Consider the following 16,943-nt stretch of genomic DNA (forward strand, 5'->3'; position numbering starts at 1 on the left):
TCGATTCTCCTCAACTATTCCGATCGGTAAGAGTGAGTACACGATAGTGGCAGTGCACCGCTACTACTCCTGCGCGGAAAGGTGCGGCGGAGCTGCGCACGATTGGCTTCGCGAATCGGTAATGGTCTCGAAGACCGGGAACCGGCCTTCCGGGGGATGGGGCTGGAATCGCACGCGTACCGACCGGCTCGAAGACGAGGGGATCTCCCCTTCGAGCGATGTATAGACCCACGGGCCGTCGTCGAGTTCCACAATGGCGATCGTCAGCGGCACCAACCCGCCCTGCCTGTCGGTCGGGGCGCGATCCACCACCCGCCATGACACGACGGAACCGGTACCCGACGAGGGCACACGCGCGAGCTCGCCGGATCCGCAGGACGAACATACGGAGGCTATCGGCGCGAGCAGCTTGTCGCACCGCACGCAGCGGTAGATCATCAGCCTGTCATCCCTGACCGGCGCGCTGCCGCTCCCGACGGCATTCGAACTGTGCGTCACGTGGTTCGTGTGCATACGAGCTTCTCCGGAACGGTGCTGGCAACTTCCGCTCCAGACTCCCCCCGATGAGCCACATCGAGCGACGGTGGAATGACCCGGGGTATACCTGTTTTTTCAGGATGGCCGGGCCGGTAGCGGTGGTCGGCTAATCCGCGACGGGTTCCGGGGGCGCCACCCGCTGGTGGATGGTCAGCAGCAGATGATCGAAGCGGGTGCGCTGCTGGACCAGCGCACCGCCCATCGCGACGACGTCGGCGACGAGCTGCTCGGCCAGCGTGCGGATCTTGACATTGGTCTCCTGCGAGCGCCAGCGCAGCACCCGGAACGCCTGATCGGCGTTGACGCCGTAGACGAACATCAGGACGCCCTTGGCCTGTTCGATCACCGCGCGCGCGTCGATCACATCGGGCAGCAGGTCGTCGAGGGCTTCCTGGAGGTTGCCCTCGAGCGTCTCGGTGACGTCGATGAAGTAACCGGCGGAGCCGACCACGGTGCCTTGCTCGTCGAACAGCTGTTCGCCGATGACGATCACGTCGTGCGTCTCGCCCTCGGTGTCGATGATCCGGTGGCGGGTGCAGAACGGAGTCGCGGTCTCGATGGCGTCGGCGAGGGCCTCGGCGACCCGCCGGCGGTCGTCGGGGTGCTGGTGGCTCTGCAAGAGTTCGGTGGACGGCTCGACCTCGCCCGGCTCGTACCCGAAGATCCCGGCGGCTTCCTCGGACCATTCCCACCGCTGGTCCGCGAACCAGAACCGAAAGTTGCCGATATCGGGGCAACCGCCGAGCATCCTGCGTGCAGTCTCCCGCTCGCGTTGTCCCATCTCAGTCACCGGTCCAGTATGGCCCGAATACAGCCCCAGGTCAGGTGGGAGGTCGGCGTTGTGTGGCGCGCACCTCCCGGCTCGGGGCCGCCGCATCGCCGGGTAGCGCGAAAAGTGAAACAGGAATGGCCGCGAACCCGGCCTTTTGGCAGCCCGAAGATCGGGAAGGCTAGCGTCGACAGTGTCGTCGCTGACGATCCCGGCGTGCGGGGGTCGGCGTCCGGCAGCAGTCGGACCAGCGTGACAGGACTCGATGACCGAACCCGGCCGTCCGGGTTCCGGACAAGGAGACAACGAATTATGCCGAAAATCCTTTTCGTGATGACCGGAGCCGACCACTGGACGCTGGCCGACGGGACCCAGCACCCGACCGGCTTCTGGGCCGAGGAATTCGTGGTGCCCTTCGAGAAACTGAAAGCGGCGGGTTACGAGATCGTGGTAGCCACACCGGGTGGCGTCGTACCGACCGTGGACAAGGGCAGCCTCGCGCCCGAGGCCAACGGCGGTCAGGAGAACGCCGACCATCGAGCGCACGTGATCGGCACGAGCACCGAACTGAACAACCCCGTGGACCTGGCGGGGGTGGACCTCGACGACTACGCGGCGGTGTTCTACCCCGGCGGGCACGGCCCGATGGAAGATCTCGCCGTCGACGCCGACTCCGGTCGGTTGCTCGCCGACATCCTGGCATCCGGCAAGCCGCTGGCGGTGGTGTGTCATGCGCCCGCGGCTCTACTCGCCGCGCAGGGAGAAGACGGAGCGAACATCTTCGCGGGCTATGCCCTGACCGGCTTCACCAACGCCGAAGAGGCCCAGGCGGGCTTCGCGGACAAGGCCGAGTGGTTGTTGCAGGATCGGCTCGTCGCGATCGGAGCCGACTTCCGCGAGGGCGAACCGTGGGCCCCGAAGGTCGTCGTGGACCGCACTCTGATCACCGGCCAGAATCCGGCATCCTCCGGGGGTGTGGCCGACGAGTTGCTGAAAGCGCTCTCATGACCACGGGTACCTGTCGGTCCGGCCGCTGAACGGGCGCGGCGGGCCAATGCGACGGCATCGACACCGCGCCCGCTGTTCGGTCGACGTACCTGTCAGGGGCGGTGACAGGCCGGTGGCAGCCGATACCCGCGGTCGGACAGGAGCGCACGCAGAACATCCGGCCGATCGGTGATGAGGCCGTCCACGCCGAGGTCGAGCAGGGCGGTCATGGTGGGCCGGTCGTCCACCGTCCAAGGCACCACCCGCATGCCGCGGCGGTGAGCGGCGCGAACGAGGTCCATCGTGGTGAAAGGCTGGTAGTCGGAGGCGTTGACGCCGGCGTTCTGCGGAGTGCCGTGCACCGGTGAAACCGCGGCTGCGCCGATGGCGGCCGCCGCCGCGACGTACTTCTCCTGCAACGATCCAGGGAAGTCGTCGATATCCATGCCGCCCAGCCACGGGGAGCCGCCGGGTTCGCCCGCACGCAACTTCGGCTGACCATCGGTCAAGACGACGATCGGCAGGTCGGGCGCCACCTCGCGCAGCCGTATGAGGGTGCCGAAGTCGAAACTCTGGATGGTGACCTGCCGCCCGATTCCCGCCCGGCGAATTTCCGCCACCACGACGTCCACGAACTGCTCACGCGGCGCGGTCTGCTCGGGGGCGGCTGCCTCGACCTTGGTCTCGATGTTCAGCTTCACCTGCTCGGCGCGATAGGTGCGCACCAGGTCGAAAACCTCCGCGAGCAACGGTATTCGCGCTCCCGGCGCCCTTCGCTGCTCGGGTTGCTCGGCGGACGGCACCGAGCCGCAGTCGATCGTCCGGACCTGAGCCAGGGTCAGATCCCGGATGTAGGTGGTTCCCGGGACATAGGGGAACTTCGGATCGCCGGGAACGGCGGGTGTGGTGTCCACACACTTCGCCGGATTCGGATCGCGATCGTGCGTGACCACCGCGTAGCCGTCCGCGGTGATCTGCACGTCCAGCTCCAGCGTGCTCACCCCGAGCTCCAACGCGTTCGCGAACGCGGGCAACGTATTCTCTGCCACCAGCCCCAACCCGCCCCGATGGGCTTGCAGGTCGAACGCGGCCGGACCATCGGCCGCGCCCGGGGCCACGTCGACCATCAGGACACCGGCCGCCAGCACCCCTGCCACGCATATCCGCCACACCGGCCCATCCTCTCGCTGGACGGTTACACCCGGGTGAAGAAGCGACGATCGGCGTAACTTCACCGCCGCCGCGGTCGGGGCACAGATGTAGTTTCGGGCATTCGAGAAATGGCGGGAAAATCGCCACCGGCTGACATTCTCTGTTCGGCTACGCCATAATGATGGCCGTTCGAGATCTCGCCATGTTTAGAGGGCTCGGGAGCAGCTCTCTTGCGGGGGAAGGCCGGGGGTACGTGAATCGCTATCGGATATTTCTCAGCTATCGCAGGGATGGCACACACCACTTCGTCGGCCGGCTTCGAGCTACCTTCGAAAAGGAGCTTCCGGACGATCTGACCTTTTTCGACAGAGACTCCATAGATGTCGGGGTGCCCTTCCGTGAGGCGATCGTGCAAGCCATCGCCGGGTCGGCCGTGGTCATCGTGGTCATCGGATCGGAGTGGCTCAGCCCCCACAACAGGAGCCGGTTGCACGCCCCCGATGACCCGGTACGCATGGAAATCGAGACCGCGCTGCGTCTGGGGAAAGTGATCCTCCCTCTTCTGGTGGATGACGCCCGACTGCCCCATCCGGGCGAATTGCCGCCGAGTATCCGGAATCTGCTCGAGCACAACGCGGCCAGGATCAGGTCGGAGGTGTACGACGACGACACCGACAGGCTGATCCGCATCGTCGACGGTCTGGTCGCCCAATCGGTCCCTGATCGCAGGGTCGAGAGCGGTACCGTCTTTCCCGATACCGGAGAGAATGCCAGTCATTATCTCAACGTGGCCATCGCGGGCATAGCGATCCCGTTGTTCGTCTGGTTCGTATTCCGCGTGCACGGCGAACTGCGCGATCTGCTCTCGGTGCTCTTCGGTGTCTCCGTCGTCGCCGGGCACTTCTACATGCTCAGTCGCGGCGACAAACTGGCGATCGATGCGGGCGGAGTCGAGGTCAGGAAAGTCGGCGTCGTCCACCGCTTCTCGTGGCGTGAAATCGACCGATTGGCGATTTATCCCACCGGGAAGAGTGTCTTCCTGGTCGCGCGTATGGTCGATCCGCTGGTGCAAGAGAAGTACAAGCAAACCGGCGGCTGGCCGCGCTGGGACGCGAGCACACGCCAACTCATCATCTGCGATCTGAAAGTCGAAGCCTACCGCAACACCGGGGGTAAAGACGGCGGGTCCATCTCCTTCACCACCGACCGATATTCGGGTGGGAGCGAATATGTGTTGGAATCGGTGAAGCGCTACCGACCCTACGGAGGCTTCGGTGGCCTGCCACCGCCTACTCCGAACACGGATCCGGGTCCGCGCAGGCTGATCGGCGTGGCATTCGCTGTTGTGCTGGCCGTCCTCGTCACGCTGATGGCGGTGTCGGTCTCCCGATCGACGGATACCGGGCCGACCAGAAGCAGGCACGTCGGATCACAACCTGTTCAGACGATGCCGCTGGTATGTACTGCCGGTCAGGCAGAGGGCTGCCCCGAGTGCGATCCAGACGGCCAGGACGGTGAGGGCGTGGGTGGCGCCGTGGCCCTCGAAGAAGGCGGTGGAGCGCAGCAGGCGGCCGCCTGCTCCGGGCGGTAGCAACTGACCGAGGGCGCCGGACCGGCCCGGCAGCATCTCGGGCGCGGTCGCGGTGCCGGAGAGGGGGTTGCCGATGAGCATCATCGCGATGGCACCGATCCCGATCCCCAGGTATCCGAGTAGGGATTCCAGCCCGAGGACGGTCAGTGCGGTCGCGGCGATGGTCAGCGCGACGGCACCGGCGTTGGCGGGATACGAACCACTCAGTGAGCCGAACCAGAATTGTAGGATCGCGGTCACCGCCAGGCCTCCGGTCGCCGCGAAGACGAGCGCGCCGGTGATCCGGCGTGCGGTGCCGCGGACGAGCCTGGTCAGTAGCACCGCGGCCAGGAGACCGCCCATCACCAATGGCAGGGCGCCTGCGGCCAGGCCGGCGCCGCGTGGGTCGTCGACGGGCAGCGCGGCGAGATCGCGGACAGTGGTGGAATTCCCGGATTGCGTGTGGCCGGTTGCGATGGTCTGCAGGGTTTGGGCGACCGCGGTACCGGCGGCGGAGGCGATGATGATCTGCGACGCGCCGGAGCTGAGATCGATGGCCCCGTATACCTTTCGGTCGCGGATGAGTTGTTCGGCGGCGGCGGTGTCGGCGACTTCGGTGATGTCGAAGCCGCCCGGCAAGCGTTGATCGAGGGTCGTGCGTAGCTGCGCGACCGCAGCGGGCGGGCCGGCGATGGCGATGGGCACATCGTGTACCGACGATCGCACCGACGGCCACGCGAAGGCGGTGAGCAGCACGCTGGTGATCACCGTGAGAAGGGCGACCGTCGCAGCCACCGTCGGCCACGGCGTCGGCGACGAATCGGTGGTGAGCGTCGTTGTCTGCGGGGTCATGTCTACTCCTCGAAAAGCGGATTTGCGGCACGGCTCAAAGCGAAGTGAGCGCCTTCGCGGCCGAGCTGGAAGATTCCGGCGTCGCGGCCGAAGCCGGTGCGCGGGGCGGGGATCATGATGTCCGCTCCTTCGTTGCAGGGGGTTCGTCGACATGACGACATGGCAACGAATTTCCTGACATCTGGTGACGCGGATCACTGTGGTGGCTGTCAGGAATTCAGGGGCTGTCGCGTTCAGGAAGTACGCGAACCAGACAGGAGCGAATCATGAAGCACCGCATCGTCGTTCTCGGAGCCGGATACGCCGGAGCCTTCACCGCCGGATATCTGGCCCGCACCCTGCATCCGGACGATTTCGAGATCGCCGTCGTCAATGCCGAACCCGATTTCGTCGAGCGGCTGCGCCTGCATCAGCTCGCCGCGGGGCACGATCTTCCCCACCGCCCGCTGGGGGAGGTGTTCGCGGGCACCGGAATTCGGCTACGCGTGGCCCGGGTCACCGACGTCGACGTCGCGCGGCGGACCGTCACGGTGGCCGATGGCGAGGTCATCGACCGGATCGGATACGACACCCTCCTCTACGCGCTCGGCAGCACTGCCGCCGACCATGGCGTGCCCGGCGTCGCCGAGCACGCCTTCCACGTGGCCGCACGGCCGTCCGCGCTGCGCCTGCGGGCCCGCCTGGATGAGCTGGGCGAGACCGGGAAGGTGCTGGTCGTCGGCGGTAACCTGACCGCGATCGAGGCCGCCACCGAAATCGCGGAGGCCCGTCCGGGTCTTCGGGTCGGCCTGGTCACCAGCGGCGAACCGGGGGGTTGGCTGGGTCCGAAGGCGCGCCGGCACCTGCTGCGTTCCTTCGATCGATTCGGCATCGCGGTCCACGAGCACACCGAGATCGAGCGTGTCGAGGAGACGAAGGCGGTCGCCGCCGACGGCAGCGTGTTCGCCGCGGATGCGATCGTGTGGACCGCGGGCTTCGCCGTCCACCCGATCGCCGCCGCCAGCGGTCTCGCGGTGGAAGCCGACGGGCGGATCACGGTAGACCGTCAGATGCGGTCGGTCTCACACCCGGATGTCTACGTCGCCGGTGACAGCGTCTTCGTCATCGGTGAGAACGGTCGGCCGTTGCCGATGTCGTGTGCTTCGGCGGGATTCACCGGCACGCAGGCGGCGGCCGCGATCGTCGGGGATCTGACCGGCCGCAAGATCAAGGCGACCGCGCTGCGCTATGTCGGCAACCACATCAGCCTCGGGCGCAAGGACGGGATCTTCCAGCTTGTCGACGGTGCCGGGCGCGCGAAGGCCGGGGCCCTGTGCGGCAGGCCTGCGGCGCGAGTCAAGTCGGCGATCGTGGCGACCAGCGCATGGGCCATCAGCCGACCGACCTACGGAATGCCGACCCGCCGGCACCGCTCGGCCACCAACCGAGAGCGCTTGCCCGAAGTGCTCACCGCATAGGGTCGGGAGCATGAACACCGCCACCGTGACGCGTTTCGAGGCCAGCCGCAACCGCCTCGCCTCGCTCGCCTACCGGCTACTCGGCTCGGCCGCCGACGCCGAGGACACGGTGCAGGACGCGTTCCTGCGGTGGCAGGCCGCCGACCAGCAGTACGTCGAGGTGCCCGAAGCTTGGCTGACCAAGATCGTCACCAATCTGGCCCTCGATCGCCTTCGTTCGGCGCAGGTGCGGCGCGAACGCGCCGTCGGCGCCTGGATGCCCGAACCGCTGCTCGACGGCGACCCGATGCTGGGCCCCGCGGAGACCGCCGAGCAGCGCGAATCGGTGACCCTGGCGGTGCTGACCCTCATGGAGCGCCTGTCGCCGACGGAGCGAGCTGTTTACGTTCTGCGCGAAGCTTTCGCGTACAGCCACGCCGAGATCGCCGAAATTCTCGGCATCACCGAGGCCGGTAGTCAGCAACACGCGCACCGCGCCCGGCGTCGAATCACCGCCGCAGGCAAACGCACCGAGGTCGATCAGGCCTCCGCACGTCGAATCGTCGAGGCGTTCGTTGCCGCCGCCTCCTCGGGCCGGACCGAACGGCTGGTGGCGCTGCTGACCGACGACGCGAGCGGCGTCTCCGACGGCGCCGGAGGCATGGCCGAGAAGCTGATCCGCTACCTGAACCCTGGGCAGATCGCCCGTGCGGTGCGAGCCGGGTTCAAACCGTCCGCGGCCAAACGCAAACTCGTCGGCGGCTCTCCCGCTGTCCATGCCGCCGTGATCAACGGCTGCCCGGCCGTGCTCTTCACACTCGGCGCCCGGGTCCTGGGCGTCACGATCCTGGAGATCCGCGACGACAAGATCGCGGGCATACGCGGGATCGCCGCCCCGCGCCGACTCGGCCGCCTCACCGAACAATGGCAGCGGCGCCGGCAGGATGCCCCGCTGATCGAATCCTGGTAGCCGACAAGCTTGTAGGCGCGGTTGGCCACAGACACACCTTGAAGGAGCCGTCACGCCCAGTGGGCGACACGGCTGACGGCGGTAGAACGCGCCCTTACGGACAGCGTGCCCGCGCGGGCCGCGCGACTCCCATCAAGGCGCTCCACTCGGTGTCGGTGAGATCGGTACCGGCATGCGCGCAAGCGGTCCGGATCAGGCCGTCCGGTGAGATGTCCCGTTCGATCAGCGTTCCATCGACGCCGCCGGAGAACGCTGGACCGGGATTCACCGTCACGAGATACCGTCCGTCAGCGGACAAGGCGACGGCGGATGCGACGTGCCAGACGGAATCCGGCTCGAGTTCGCCCAGATTCGTGCCGTCGGCGGCGAAGAGAGTGATATAGCCCGCCTGGTCTTTCGCGGCGACCACGGTCGCGTCCGCGGCGGCGGCGAGCTGCGCGGACGCGTCGCGCGTGCTGCGGAAAGGGATCGTTCGCTCACGCTGCGAGCCGGTCCGATCCCATATCTCGACGCTGTCTTCCCGGCGGATCAGCAGATGCCGCCCGGCGAACAAGACCGCCTGCACGTCCTTGCCGTCGATATCGTGCGTGTTCTGCTGTCCCGACAAGTCGTAGACCGATATGTCGTCGGCATCGCGCATGACCAGGAACTCTCCGGCGGCGTCGATTCCCGCTTCCGAGACATGATCGGTGTCCACCGCGCCGCCCAGCGGGACGAATTCGGAATCGATTCGGCCGGTGGCCAGATCGTGCAGATACGCCCGTCCCGTGCTGTCCAGAGAAACAGCGGTCGGTGACGAGGACGACACTCCGGCCGCCTTGACGCTGACATACGGCGGCGGCGACGACAGGATCGCCACCTCGAACGGAGTCTCCGCCGGTGGCCGGTGGGCGGATACCCGGCGCTCGTAACCGACTGCCGGATTCGCGGCGATTGCCAACATGGCGCCATCCGCGCGCCACGCCGGAACACCGGACAGTCCCGGTATGGAGAGCTGCCGGGACGAGTCCGGCCTGAGCTCCTGCACGATCACGACGTTGTTGTCCAGCGCCGAACCATCCGGGTCCTTGCCCACGCCTGTGATCACCGCTGTGCGTCCGTCCGGGGACAGCGACAAGCTGGGCGGACATGAATTGCATCCCTTGACGATCGGCACGGAAAGGGATTTCGCCAGCCGGTCGCGCTGCGCGAGATCCCACAGGGTTATCAATCGCCCGGACGCGGAAACCAGTTGGGTTTCGGAGGTCCCGAGGAAACGCAGCAGCTTTCGGTCGAAGTCGACGGCAGTACCCGTGATCAGTGGTGGTGGCTTCGCAGGCGTCGGCTCGCCGGTCACGGGCGCTACATAGAACCCGGCGTCACCACTGGGCACCGCCGCTATACGCCCCGATCGGCTGAGCACGGCGGGAGCAGATCGCCTGGTCATGGCGACACCTACATATTCCGGCTCTGGGCGGACCGCCGCAGGCGACGGCCGCAGCCGGAAGACGGGTACCGGAATGCCGGGCAAGACCGCGCAGGTGAACGAGGACCCGTCGGGGGACAATTCTCCGACGGCTTGACCTACGCCGCAGGCGTTGTCGGTGTCGGTGTCGAGGGGTGAGAGGTCGACGGCGGCGCCGTCCGGAAGCGAAACCTGCCGCACCTTGCCGTCGGTGCCCAGCAGACGCAAGGTCGTGTCGTCGATGAATACCATGCTGTTCATCTCGCGATCGGTCGGACGTGTGGCGATGACCGCTCCAGAGGCGACGTCGATGATGTCGACCGCCCCTGAAGTGCCACCCGCCGCCCTGGATTCGCTTCGATGCACCGCACCGAACTTTCCGGACGCGGATATGGCGACGACTTTCGCTTCGCTCGCGTCGGACACGCCGAAGTCCGGCCGAGCCGCAGTGCTGCCCCACAGTGTGATCGAGGCGCCGTCCGTGGCGAGAACCGTTCGGCCATCCGCGGCGACGGCGACCGAGAGGATCTTGCCGGGTAAACGCGCGACCGTAGTCGTCTCCGGATTGCCGGGCACCCATGTCACGACTTGTCCGTCGGCGAGTCCGGCCACCACAGTCCTACCGTCGGCGCTGCTCTGCAAGGTGGTGACCTCCGCAGGTGCGGCGCCGTAACGGGCAACTCTCGGACTGGCCGAATTCGCGCGGAGCAGAGCGGCATGATGTGCGGGGCTCGGGTCGAGACGGTACGCCGCGACCGCCAGAAGCAGGGCCGCGCGGACATCGGTGGCCATCTTGGTATCGGCGACGGAAGCCATGAGCCGCGCTGTGGCAATCCTGGCCTCCGCTTCGGCGCGATTGCTCTGCACCCAGGCGATGAACGCTGCGACCAGCGCGATGACCAACAGCATGGCGAGTGCGCCGATGGCGATGTTCGCCACGCGCAAGTTTCGTTTGGTCTGCTGGTAACCCTCGGATTTGAGGTCCGCCTCGGAGATGCCGCGAATCACCGCGGCGATGCCGACCGCGATGGCATCGATGTCCGGACGCGGGGCTCCGTCCGCGCCCTCGCGCCACTTGATCGTCTTGTACACGGGTTCGGAGGCGAATACGCCGAACAGGCGTGGCGGGAGCGCGGTCGAGCGAACTCGGTCCCAATCCCCCGCCACCTCGTCCCATGCCAAGGTCCCGGCGCTCAGGACCAGCAATATCGTCTCGGGAGACCGATTCGCCAGCCACCATTCGATCTCGCGATCCACCCACACGGATGCGGCAGCCTCGGGCGAAGCCACCACGACGAGCCACTGGGAACGCGACAGGCCCGCGACGATCTTGTCTTCCAGTCCGGGACCGATCGAGATACCGCTGTAGTCGAGGAAGATGCGCATGCGTGGGAAGCGGTACCACGGTCGTGGCAGTTTCTCGATCGCGTTCTGGACCAGCGGAAGCACTGCCCGGTCCCGGTCACTGCTGTAGGAAATGAACGCGCCGTATCCGGTGTCCGCGCGGACAGTACGCCGTCTCAGCGCCACACCCACAACCGCCCCTCGCGTCCTGCCGCGTTCGCGCCTGCTGTCCCACCACCGAGGCATCGCCGCCCGCCATCACGAACCACGCCTTCGACCGGCATCAGGCCTCTCCTCCCGATTGTCGACGCTGCGGCACTCGCCTCGATACCGATTCAACCATCGCACCGGCGCCCGACACCAGGCGCAATCACTGCCTCGCAATGGATTTCGGATCTGCCCAACGTCATGACCGAAATCCGCTAGCATCGCCTGGCGTCCCGGACGCCAGAATGAAACGTTATGCGCTCAACCACCCCGGCCGTCATATCGATGATGGTGGCAGTCCTGCTGACAGGATGTTCTATACCGACACAAGGACCCGACCAGGCCGAGCGTGACAGCTGGTCACGCGTGATCGAAACCGCAATCCAGGATCTTCCCGGGGTGGTCGATGCGTCACATTTGTTCGATTATGAGGGCAAGTCCCGCACGTACCATTCCCGGCTCGATGTGCGGCTCGAGGATGGCGCTACACCGGACGAGGCCGCGTCCGTGGTGCGTGTCATGGGCGCCCAGCAGCTTCCACCGCGCTACCAAGGCGACCAGACCCAGGTCGATCTCGACCGGATGACGGACTCTTATTCCGCGAATTGGCGGTTCGGTCGGGACGTGAGCAGGGAAGCGAACTCGGCACACACCTGGGTGAGAATCTCGGCCCCCGGCACACAGGTGCACTGGAAGTCACTCGGCAACGACGTAGACCACATGAGAAACGCCATCAGCGTCGCAGTGGGCTCCGAGGCCGAACCCCACCGTGCCACCGCGGCGATGCGCCGAATCATCAAGGACTTTCCCGAACTGGCGCCCAACGAGTGGACGGTGTCCACCGTTCCTGTGGAGATCGGGTACAAGAATTACTCGAGACTGGAACCCGGGTGGCTCGACTCGGGCCGCCGACCGCCCAACCGACTCCGCTTCCCGTCCAATAGCGAACTCGAGATGTGGCAGTGGTTCCTGACCGATCAACCCACCCCATTCTTCGTCCAGATTTCCGTATACGACCCGCCCGGCGAAGCGGGCCGCACCTTGGACGTCGCGATATATCCTCCTATCGGAAAGCAACTCACCGCGGTGCAGGCAACACAACTCGCCGACCGGCATCTTCCCTACTTGGCCCAGCCCGGTGCCGTGGTCGACTACACGATCGAAACACGCAACGGCCCCGGTTTCGCGGTCTTCCTCGGCGGTTGCCCCCAGCCACCCTGGCGTGACGTTTCACCGGAGTCGCAGCCTTACGCGCGTCGGTATGAACACTGCTAGGCCGTGTCTCGGTAGTGGTTTGTGTTGCAAGTGCGCCGCCGCGGCGGGTGAGGGCGCAGGCGTAGCAGCCGGTCCGGAATCCGGTACTCCGGGCAAACGGTACCGAGTAGTGACACCGTGGCTACAGCGCCGACGATTGCTCCGAAGACGATGCCGATGCGGGACAGGTTCCAGTGCTGGGCGGCGAACCCGACACCCAGGACGGGAACAGAGATCGCGAAATAGGCGACGACGAAATAGGTGGAGGCGATTTCGCTGCGCCGCGATGGCGGAGCCGCTTCCACTACCGCGCTCAGTCCTTTGCTGAAGCCGGCACCCTGTCCGATACCGGCGATTACCGCGGCCGCGATGAGGATGAGCACCGACTGGGCGCTCAACGCCGCACCGATCAGCACGGCGCCGATTATCAGGGCCGTGGAACCGAGGATCATGGCGTGGGGAACAGCTAAGGTTCTGGTGAGTATCTGGGCGCCTGCGGACGCGGCGAACGCTGTGGAAACCAGCAAGCCGCCGACAGCCGTGTTGTGCACGTGCAGAGATTGATTCAGAAACGTCGGCACGACCGACGTAAACAGACCGATCATGCAGAATCCGGCGAACGCCGCTGTCGCCGCGCGAATGAACACCCCTCGGGCCTCGGGCGGAATCGACAGCCGCTGCACGGTGGGCCGAGACCGAGGCTGTGCGGCGACGGTCTCGTTCGTCTGCCGGATTGCGAGGACAGCCGAGCCGACCATCGCCAGGTGTACGGCGAATACGCACCGCAGTGGCCACGGGCCGTATTGCACCAGCACACCCGACAGCGTCGGACCTATACCCAATCCGCCGATGTTCGCGACACCGGCGACCACGTGGGCTCGGGTTTTCCACCTCGCGGGTGCGGCTTCGACGATCGTCGCGGTCGCGGTACCGGTGAAGATTCCGGCCGACAGCCCCGACAGCGCTCGCCCGAGCAGCAACTGCCACACCGACCCCGCGGTGAGGAACACCAGCGAACTGGCCGCCGAAAAGCCCAGCCCGGCCATGAGCAGTGGTCGACGTCCGAGCACGTCCGACCACCGGCCGAACAGAATCAGCGCCGCGACGACCCCAGCGGCGTACATCGCGAAAATCGCCGTGGACATGCTGATGGAGAATCCGAGCTCGGCGGCGTACGAGGTGTACATCGGCGTCGGCATCGTCGTACCGAGCATGACCACAGCGAAGGCGTAGCCGGCCTGCCCCATAGATCGGCTGCGGGGATCGCGCGCGCTTGTGCGGCGCAAATTCCTCCTGACGTCCTTGTCCAGGGCTGATCGGTTCTCCATAATGGCTACAGTGTTGCCGGTAAGGACGCGGGAAGTCCAGCTGAATGGGCAACAGTGTGTCCGATATTACGAGTCATGCCATCCCGGAGTCGTTTGGGCCCCGACGACCATGGTCATGTTTTCGGCAGCGTAACTCGTGTTCAGCGCAGCACGTCCGCCGCTTCGGCCGCGATGGCCGCGGCGACGGCGCCGAGGGCGGGGGAGTCCAGCCGCCACTGCTGCCAGTACAGCGGGACATCGATGACGGCGCGGGGGTCGATCGAGACCAAACGGCCGGTGGACTGGTCGTCTCGGGTCTGCAGGTCGGGCAGCATCCCCCAGCCGAGCCCCAGCCGGACCGCCTCGGCGAATCCCGTGGAGGACGGTACGTAATGGCGCGGCGGATCCAGTGGTTTGCGACCGCGTTTGCGCAACAGGCGATCCTGTAGATCATCTTTGCGGTCGAACAGTACGACCGGTGCGGCGGCATAGGCTTTCGCGGTCGCGCCGTCGGCGAACCAGGTGACGGCGAACTCCGGGCTGGCCATCGGCCGGTAGCGAATCGCGCCGAGCCGCTCGACCTTGCAGCCCTGCACCGGTTGCGCGGTCGAGGTGATCGCCGCCATCACGGTGCCGTCGCGCAGCAGGCGCGTGGTGTGTTCCTCGTCCTCGCGGTGGATCTCGAAACACACGCCCCGCGGCGCGCGGCCGAGCGCGGGAAGCACCCAGGTCTCCAGCGAGTCGGCGTTGACCGCGATCGGCACCCGAATCGGACCATCGGCGGACGCGCCGCCGAGTTCGCGCGCGGTGTCTCCCGACAGCAGCTGGATCTGCCGGGCCAACCGGAGCACCGCCAGCCCGGATTCGGTGGCGCGCACCGGTTTCGTGCGTTGCACGAGGATCCGGCCCGCGGCGTCCTCCAGTGCCTTGATGCGCTGGCTGACCGCCGACGCCGTCACGCTCAAGCGGCGCGCCGCGGCGTCGAACGTCCCCTCGGTGATCACGGCATCGAGTGCGCGAAGCTGGTCGAGTGGCAGATCCATATCAAGAGATGCTAATGATACTTAAGAATCTTTAGCTTGCCTGGGTATGATCCGCGCCCTTAGCGTCGCTGGACGTGAGCGTTTCCTCCGCGGCGCTGGCCGCCGCCTCCGGTTTGGGTTTCGGTTTGTCGCTGATCGTGGCGATCGGCGCGCAGAACACGTTCGTGCTGCGTCAAGGGATCAGTGGCGGGCATGTGCACGCGGTGGTGGCGGTGTGCGCGGTGTCCGACGTCGTGCTGATCGCGGCCGGGGTGGCCGGCTTCGGCGTGCTCGTCGAGTCGGCTCCCGCGGTGCTCGTGGTGGCGCGCTACGCGGGCGCGGTGTTTCTGATCGGCTATGCGGTCCTGGCGGTCCGGCGGGCGTTCGGCGCCGCGGCGTTGCGCGCCGAAGCGGGGCGGGCCGGCGCGGCACTCGGCGCGACGGTGGCGACCACCCTGGCGCTGACCTGGCTCAATCCGCACGTCTACCTGGACGCCGTGGTGTTGTTGGGTTCCTTCGCCAGCACTTATGCGAGCCCGGATCGCTGGTTTCTCGGCGCGGGGGCGATGCTGGCCAGCGTGCTGTGGTTCACCGCTCTCGGCTTCGGTGCGCGCCTGCTCGGCCCGCTGTTCACCCGCCCGCTGGCTTGGCGGGTGCTGGATTCGCTGATCGCGGCGGTGCTGCTCGGCCTCGGAGTGGGACTGTTGTGCGGCGGATGAGCGCTCGGGGTCGGCGCAGCACGGCCGGGCGATCGTGATCTCCCGGTCGGCGACGCGATGTCGGCCGACGTCGCGACGGCGGCTATACGCCGAGGTGCCCTGCGGCTGGGCAAGACGACTCCGGTGATTGACCGGCGACCGGTGGGTGGTGGAGGGTGGAGCGATGGCGGGAGGCGAGCTGCGTCACGGGGTCGAACTGTCCAATCTGGATCAGCCGTTGTTCGAGGAGGCGCGGGCGAGCAAACGGGATCTGGTGGACTATCTGGAGTTCGTCGGGGAACGGTTGCTAGGAGTGCTGCGCGGACGGCCGCTCTCGGTGGTACGGGTGCGGCCGGGACAGGAGCCGTTCACCCAGAAAAACCTTCCCAAGTACACGCCGGAGTGGGTGGCGCGGACGAAGGTCTGGGCGGAGAGTTCGCGGCGGGAGATCACCTACGCGCTCTGTGACGACCTGCGGACCCTGATCTGGTTCGGTAATCAACGGGCGATCGAATACCACCCGACCTTGTTCCTCGCGGAATCCGCGCCGGAACCCACGCATCTGGTGCTCGATCTCGATCCCTCACCGGGGCAGGTCTTCGCCGACGCCGTGGCGGGTGCCCGGCTGATCCGGGAAGCGCTGACTGCGGACGGGCTGTCCGGAGCGGTGAAGACGAGCGGTTCCAGGGGATTGCATGTGTTCGTGCCGGTGGTCCCGGGGATCGACGTCGAGGATGCGGCCGCGGCGACGCGGGCCGTGGCGGCGCGAGCCGAGCGGATCGATCCTTCGGTCGGCACGACAGCGTTCATCAGGGAAGATCGCGGCGGCAAAGTTTTTCTGGACGCCACCCGTGCGGGCGGTGCCACCGTGGCCGCGGCCTACAGCCCGCGTATCCGGCCGGGCGCTACCGTGTCCTTCCCGCTGCGCTGGTCGGACCTCGATGACGTGACGCCGGCCGATTTCACGCTGCGCACGGTGCCGGGCCTGATCGGCGACGACGATCCCTGGGTAACGGAAATGCCTGCCCCACAGAAGCTTCCGCGGGACCTGGTCGCCGAGGGCCACACCATTCCGGTGGCCAGGGTGCAGGCGATGCACGAAGGCAAGCGGCGCGCCCGTGCACGGCGTGCGAGCGCGGACACGCCGCCCAGCTGATATCGCCGGGCGCCGGGCCGGGAACCACCGAACCTCACGCGAGGCAGATCAGGAACGCGTTGACGTTCACGGCCGGCGGAAGGATCAAGGGTAAGCACGGCGGGGCCGAGAACCCGGCCATGACTTCTTGTCGCTGCGGTGCGGGCCCGGGTTCGGCGGTGGCCGTGGCCGAAGCGGCTGCGATGGCGGGGGCGATCATCAGGGCTGTCGCCCCGGCGCGCAACTTCTTGTGCATGAC

General features: G+C 66.8%; 14 protein-coding genes. 7 read left to right on the forward strand and 7 right to left on the reverse strand.

The window, feature by feature from the left end; all coding sequences use genetic code 11:
- Positions 1-63 precede the first annotated feature (63 nt).
- Positions 64-513, reverse strand: coding sequence for an OB-fold domain-containing protein (locus ABZ803_RS24015; protein WP_357042188.1), 450 nt, complete (start codon positions 511-513; stop codon positions 64-66).
- A 130-nt stretch (positions 514-643) separates the two neighbouring features.
- Complete coding sequence (locus tag ABZ803_RS24020; protein ID WP_357042695.1) at positions 644-1,318, reverse strand: PAS and ANTAR domain-containing protein; 675 nt, start codon at positions 1,316-1,318, stop codon at positions 644-646.
- A 300-nt stretch (positions 1,319-1,618) separates the two neighbouring features.
- Between ABZ803_RS24020 and ABZ803_RS24025 the strand changes: the two genes are divergently transcribed.
- Positions 1,619-2,314 (forward strand): type 1 glutamine amidotransferase domain-containing protein, encoded by a 696-nt coding sequence (locus ABZ803_RS24025; protein ID WP_357042191.1) that lies wholly within the window; start codon positions 1,619-1,621, stop codon positions 2,312-2,314.
- A 92-nt stretch (positions 2,315-2,406) separates the two neighbouring features.
- Here the strand turns inward: ABZ803_RS24025 and ABZ803_RS24030 are convergent, their stop codons facing one another.
- On the reverse strand, positions 2,407-3,450 hold the full coding sequence (locus ABZ803_RS24030; protein WP_357042194.1) for a glycerophosphodiester phosphodiesterase family protein: 1,044 nt from the start codon (positions 3,448-3,450) through the stop codon (positions 2,407-2,409).
- A gap of 248 nt (positions 3,451-3,698) precedes the next feature.
- Between ABZ803_RS24030 and ABZ803_RS24035 the strand changes: the two genes are divergently transcribed.
- The 3 genes from ABZ803_RS24035 to ABZ803_RS24045 all read left to right on the forward strand — a co-directional run bounded on the left by ABZ803_RS24035 (position 3,699) and on the right by ABZ803_RS24045 (position 8,273).
- Positions 3,699-5,036 (forward strand): toll/interleukin-1 receptor domain-containing protein, encoded by a 1,338-nt coding sequence (locus ABZ803_RS24035; RefSeq protein WP_357042197.1) that lies wholly within the window; start codon positions 3,699-3,701, stop codon positions 5,034-5,036.
- A gap of 1,097 nt (positions 5,037-6,133) precedes the next feature.
- Entirely contained in the window at positions 6,134-7,324 is a 1,191-nt protein-coding gene (locus ABZ803_RS24040) for an FAD-dependent oxidoreductase (protein ID WP_357042200.1), read from the forward strand.
- Between the two features lie 10 nt (positions 7,325-7,334).
- Positions 7,335-8,273 (forward strand): sigma-70 family RNA polymerase sigma factor, encoded by a 939-nt coding sequence (locus tag ABZ803_RS24045; protein ID WP_357042203.1) that lies wholly within the window; start codon positions 7,335-7,337, stop codon positions 8,271-8,273.
- 94 nt (positions 8,274-8,367) lie between these two features.
- Here the strand turns inward: ABZ803_RS24045 and ABZ803_RS24050 are convergent, their stop codons facing one another.
- Positions 8,368-11,247, reverse strand: coding sequence for a TIR domain-containing protein (locus ABZ803_RS24050; RefSeq protein WP_357042206.1), 2,880 nt, complete (start codon positions 11,245-11,247; stop codon positions 8,368-8,370).
- Positions 11,248-11,634: 387 nt separating this feature from the next.
- Here ABZ803_RS24050 and ABZ803_RS24055 point away from each other — a divergent pair, with 387 nt between their 5' ends.
- On the forward strand, positions 11,635-12,543 hold the full coding sequence (locus tag ABZ803_RS24055) for a hypothetical protein (protein WP_357042209.1): 909 nt from the start codon (positions 11,635-11,637) through the stop codon (positions 12,541-12,543).
- On the opposite strand, the gene ABZ803_RS24060 is transcribed toward ABZ803_RS24055, so the two are convergent.
- Positions 12,540-13,769: an MFS transporter gene (locus tag ABZ803_RS24060; RefSeq protein WP_357042212.1), complete on the reverse strand. Its 1,230-nt coding sequence runs from the start codon at positions 13,767-13,769 to the stop codon at positions 12,540-12,542. The genes ABZ803_RS24055 and ABZ803_RS24060 overlap by 4 nt on opposite strands.
- 221 nt (positions 13,770-13,990) lie before the next feature.
- Positions 13,991-14,872 (reverse strand): LysR family transcriptional regulator ArgP, encoded by an 882-nt coding sequence (locus tag ABZ803_RS24065; protein ID WP_357042215.1) that lies wholly within the window; start codon positions 14,870-14,872, stop codon positions 13,991-13,993.
- 74 nt (positions 14,873-14,946) lie between these two features.
- On the opposite strand from ABZ803_RS24065, the gene ABZ803_RS24070 reads away from it, so the two are divergent.
- Entirely contained in the window at positions 14,947-15,570 is a 624-nt protein-coding gene (locus ABZ803_RS24070; protein ID WP_357042218.1) for a LysE family transporter, read from the forward strand.
- A 163-nt stretch (positions 15,571-15,733) separates the two neighbouring features.
- Complete coding sequence (locus tag ABZ803_RS24075; protein ID WP_357042221.1) at positions 15,734-16,705, forward strand: ATP-dependent DNA ligase; 972 nt, start codon at positions 15,734-15,736, stop codon at positions 16,703-16,705.
- Between the two features lie 34 nt (positions 16,706-16,739).
- Here ABZ803_RS24075 and ABZ803_RS24080 read toward each other — a convergent pair whose 3' ends face one another.
- Positions 16,740-16,940: a hypothetical protein gene (locus ABZ803_RS24080; RefSeq protein WP_357042224.1), complete on the reverse strand. Its 201-nt coding sequence runs from the start codon at positions 16,938-16,940 to the stop codon at positions 16,740-16,742.
- Positions 16,941-16,943 lie beyond the last annotated feature (3 nt).

It is taken from the genome of Nocardia sp. NPDC047648, assembly GCF_040642815.1.
GTDB classification, from domain to species: Bacteria; Actinomycetota; Actinomycetes; order Mycobacteriales; family Mycobacteriaceae; genus Nocardia; species Nocardia gamkensis.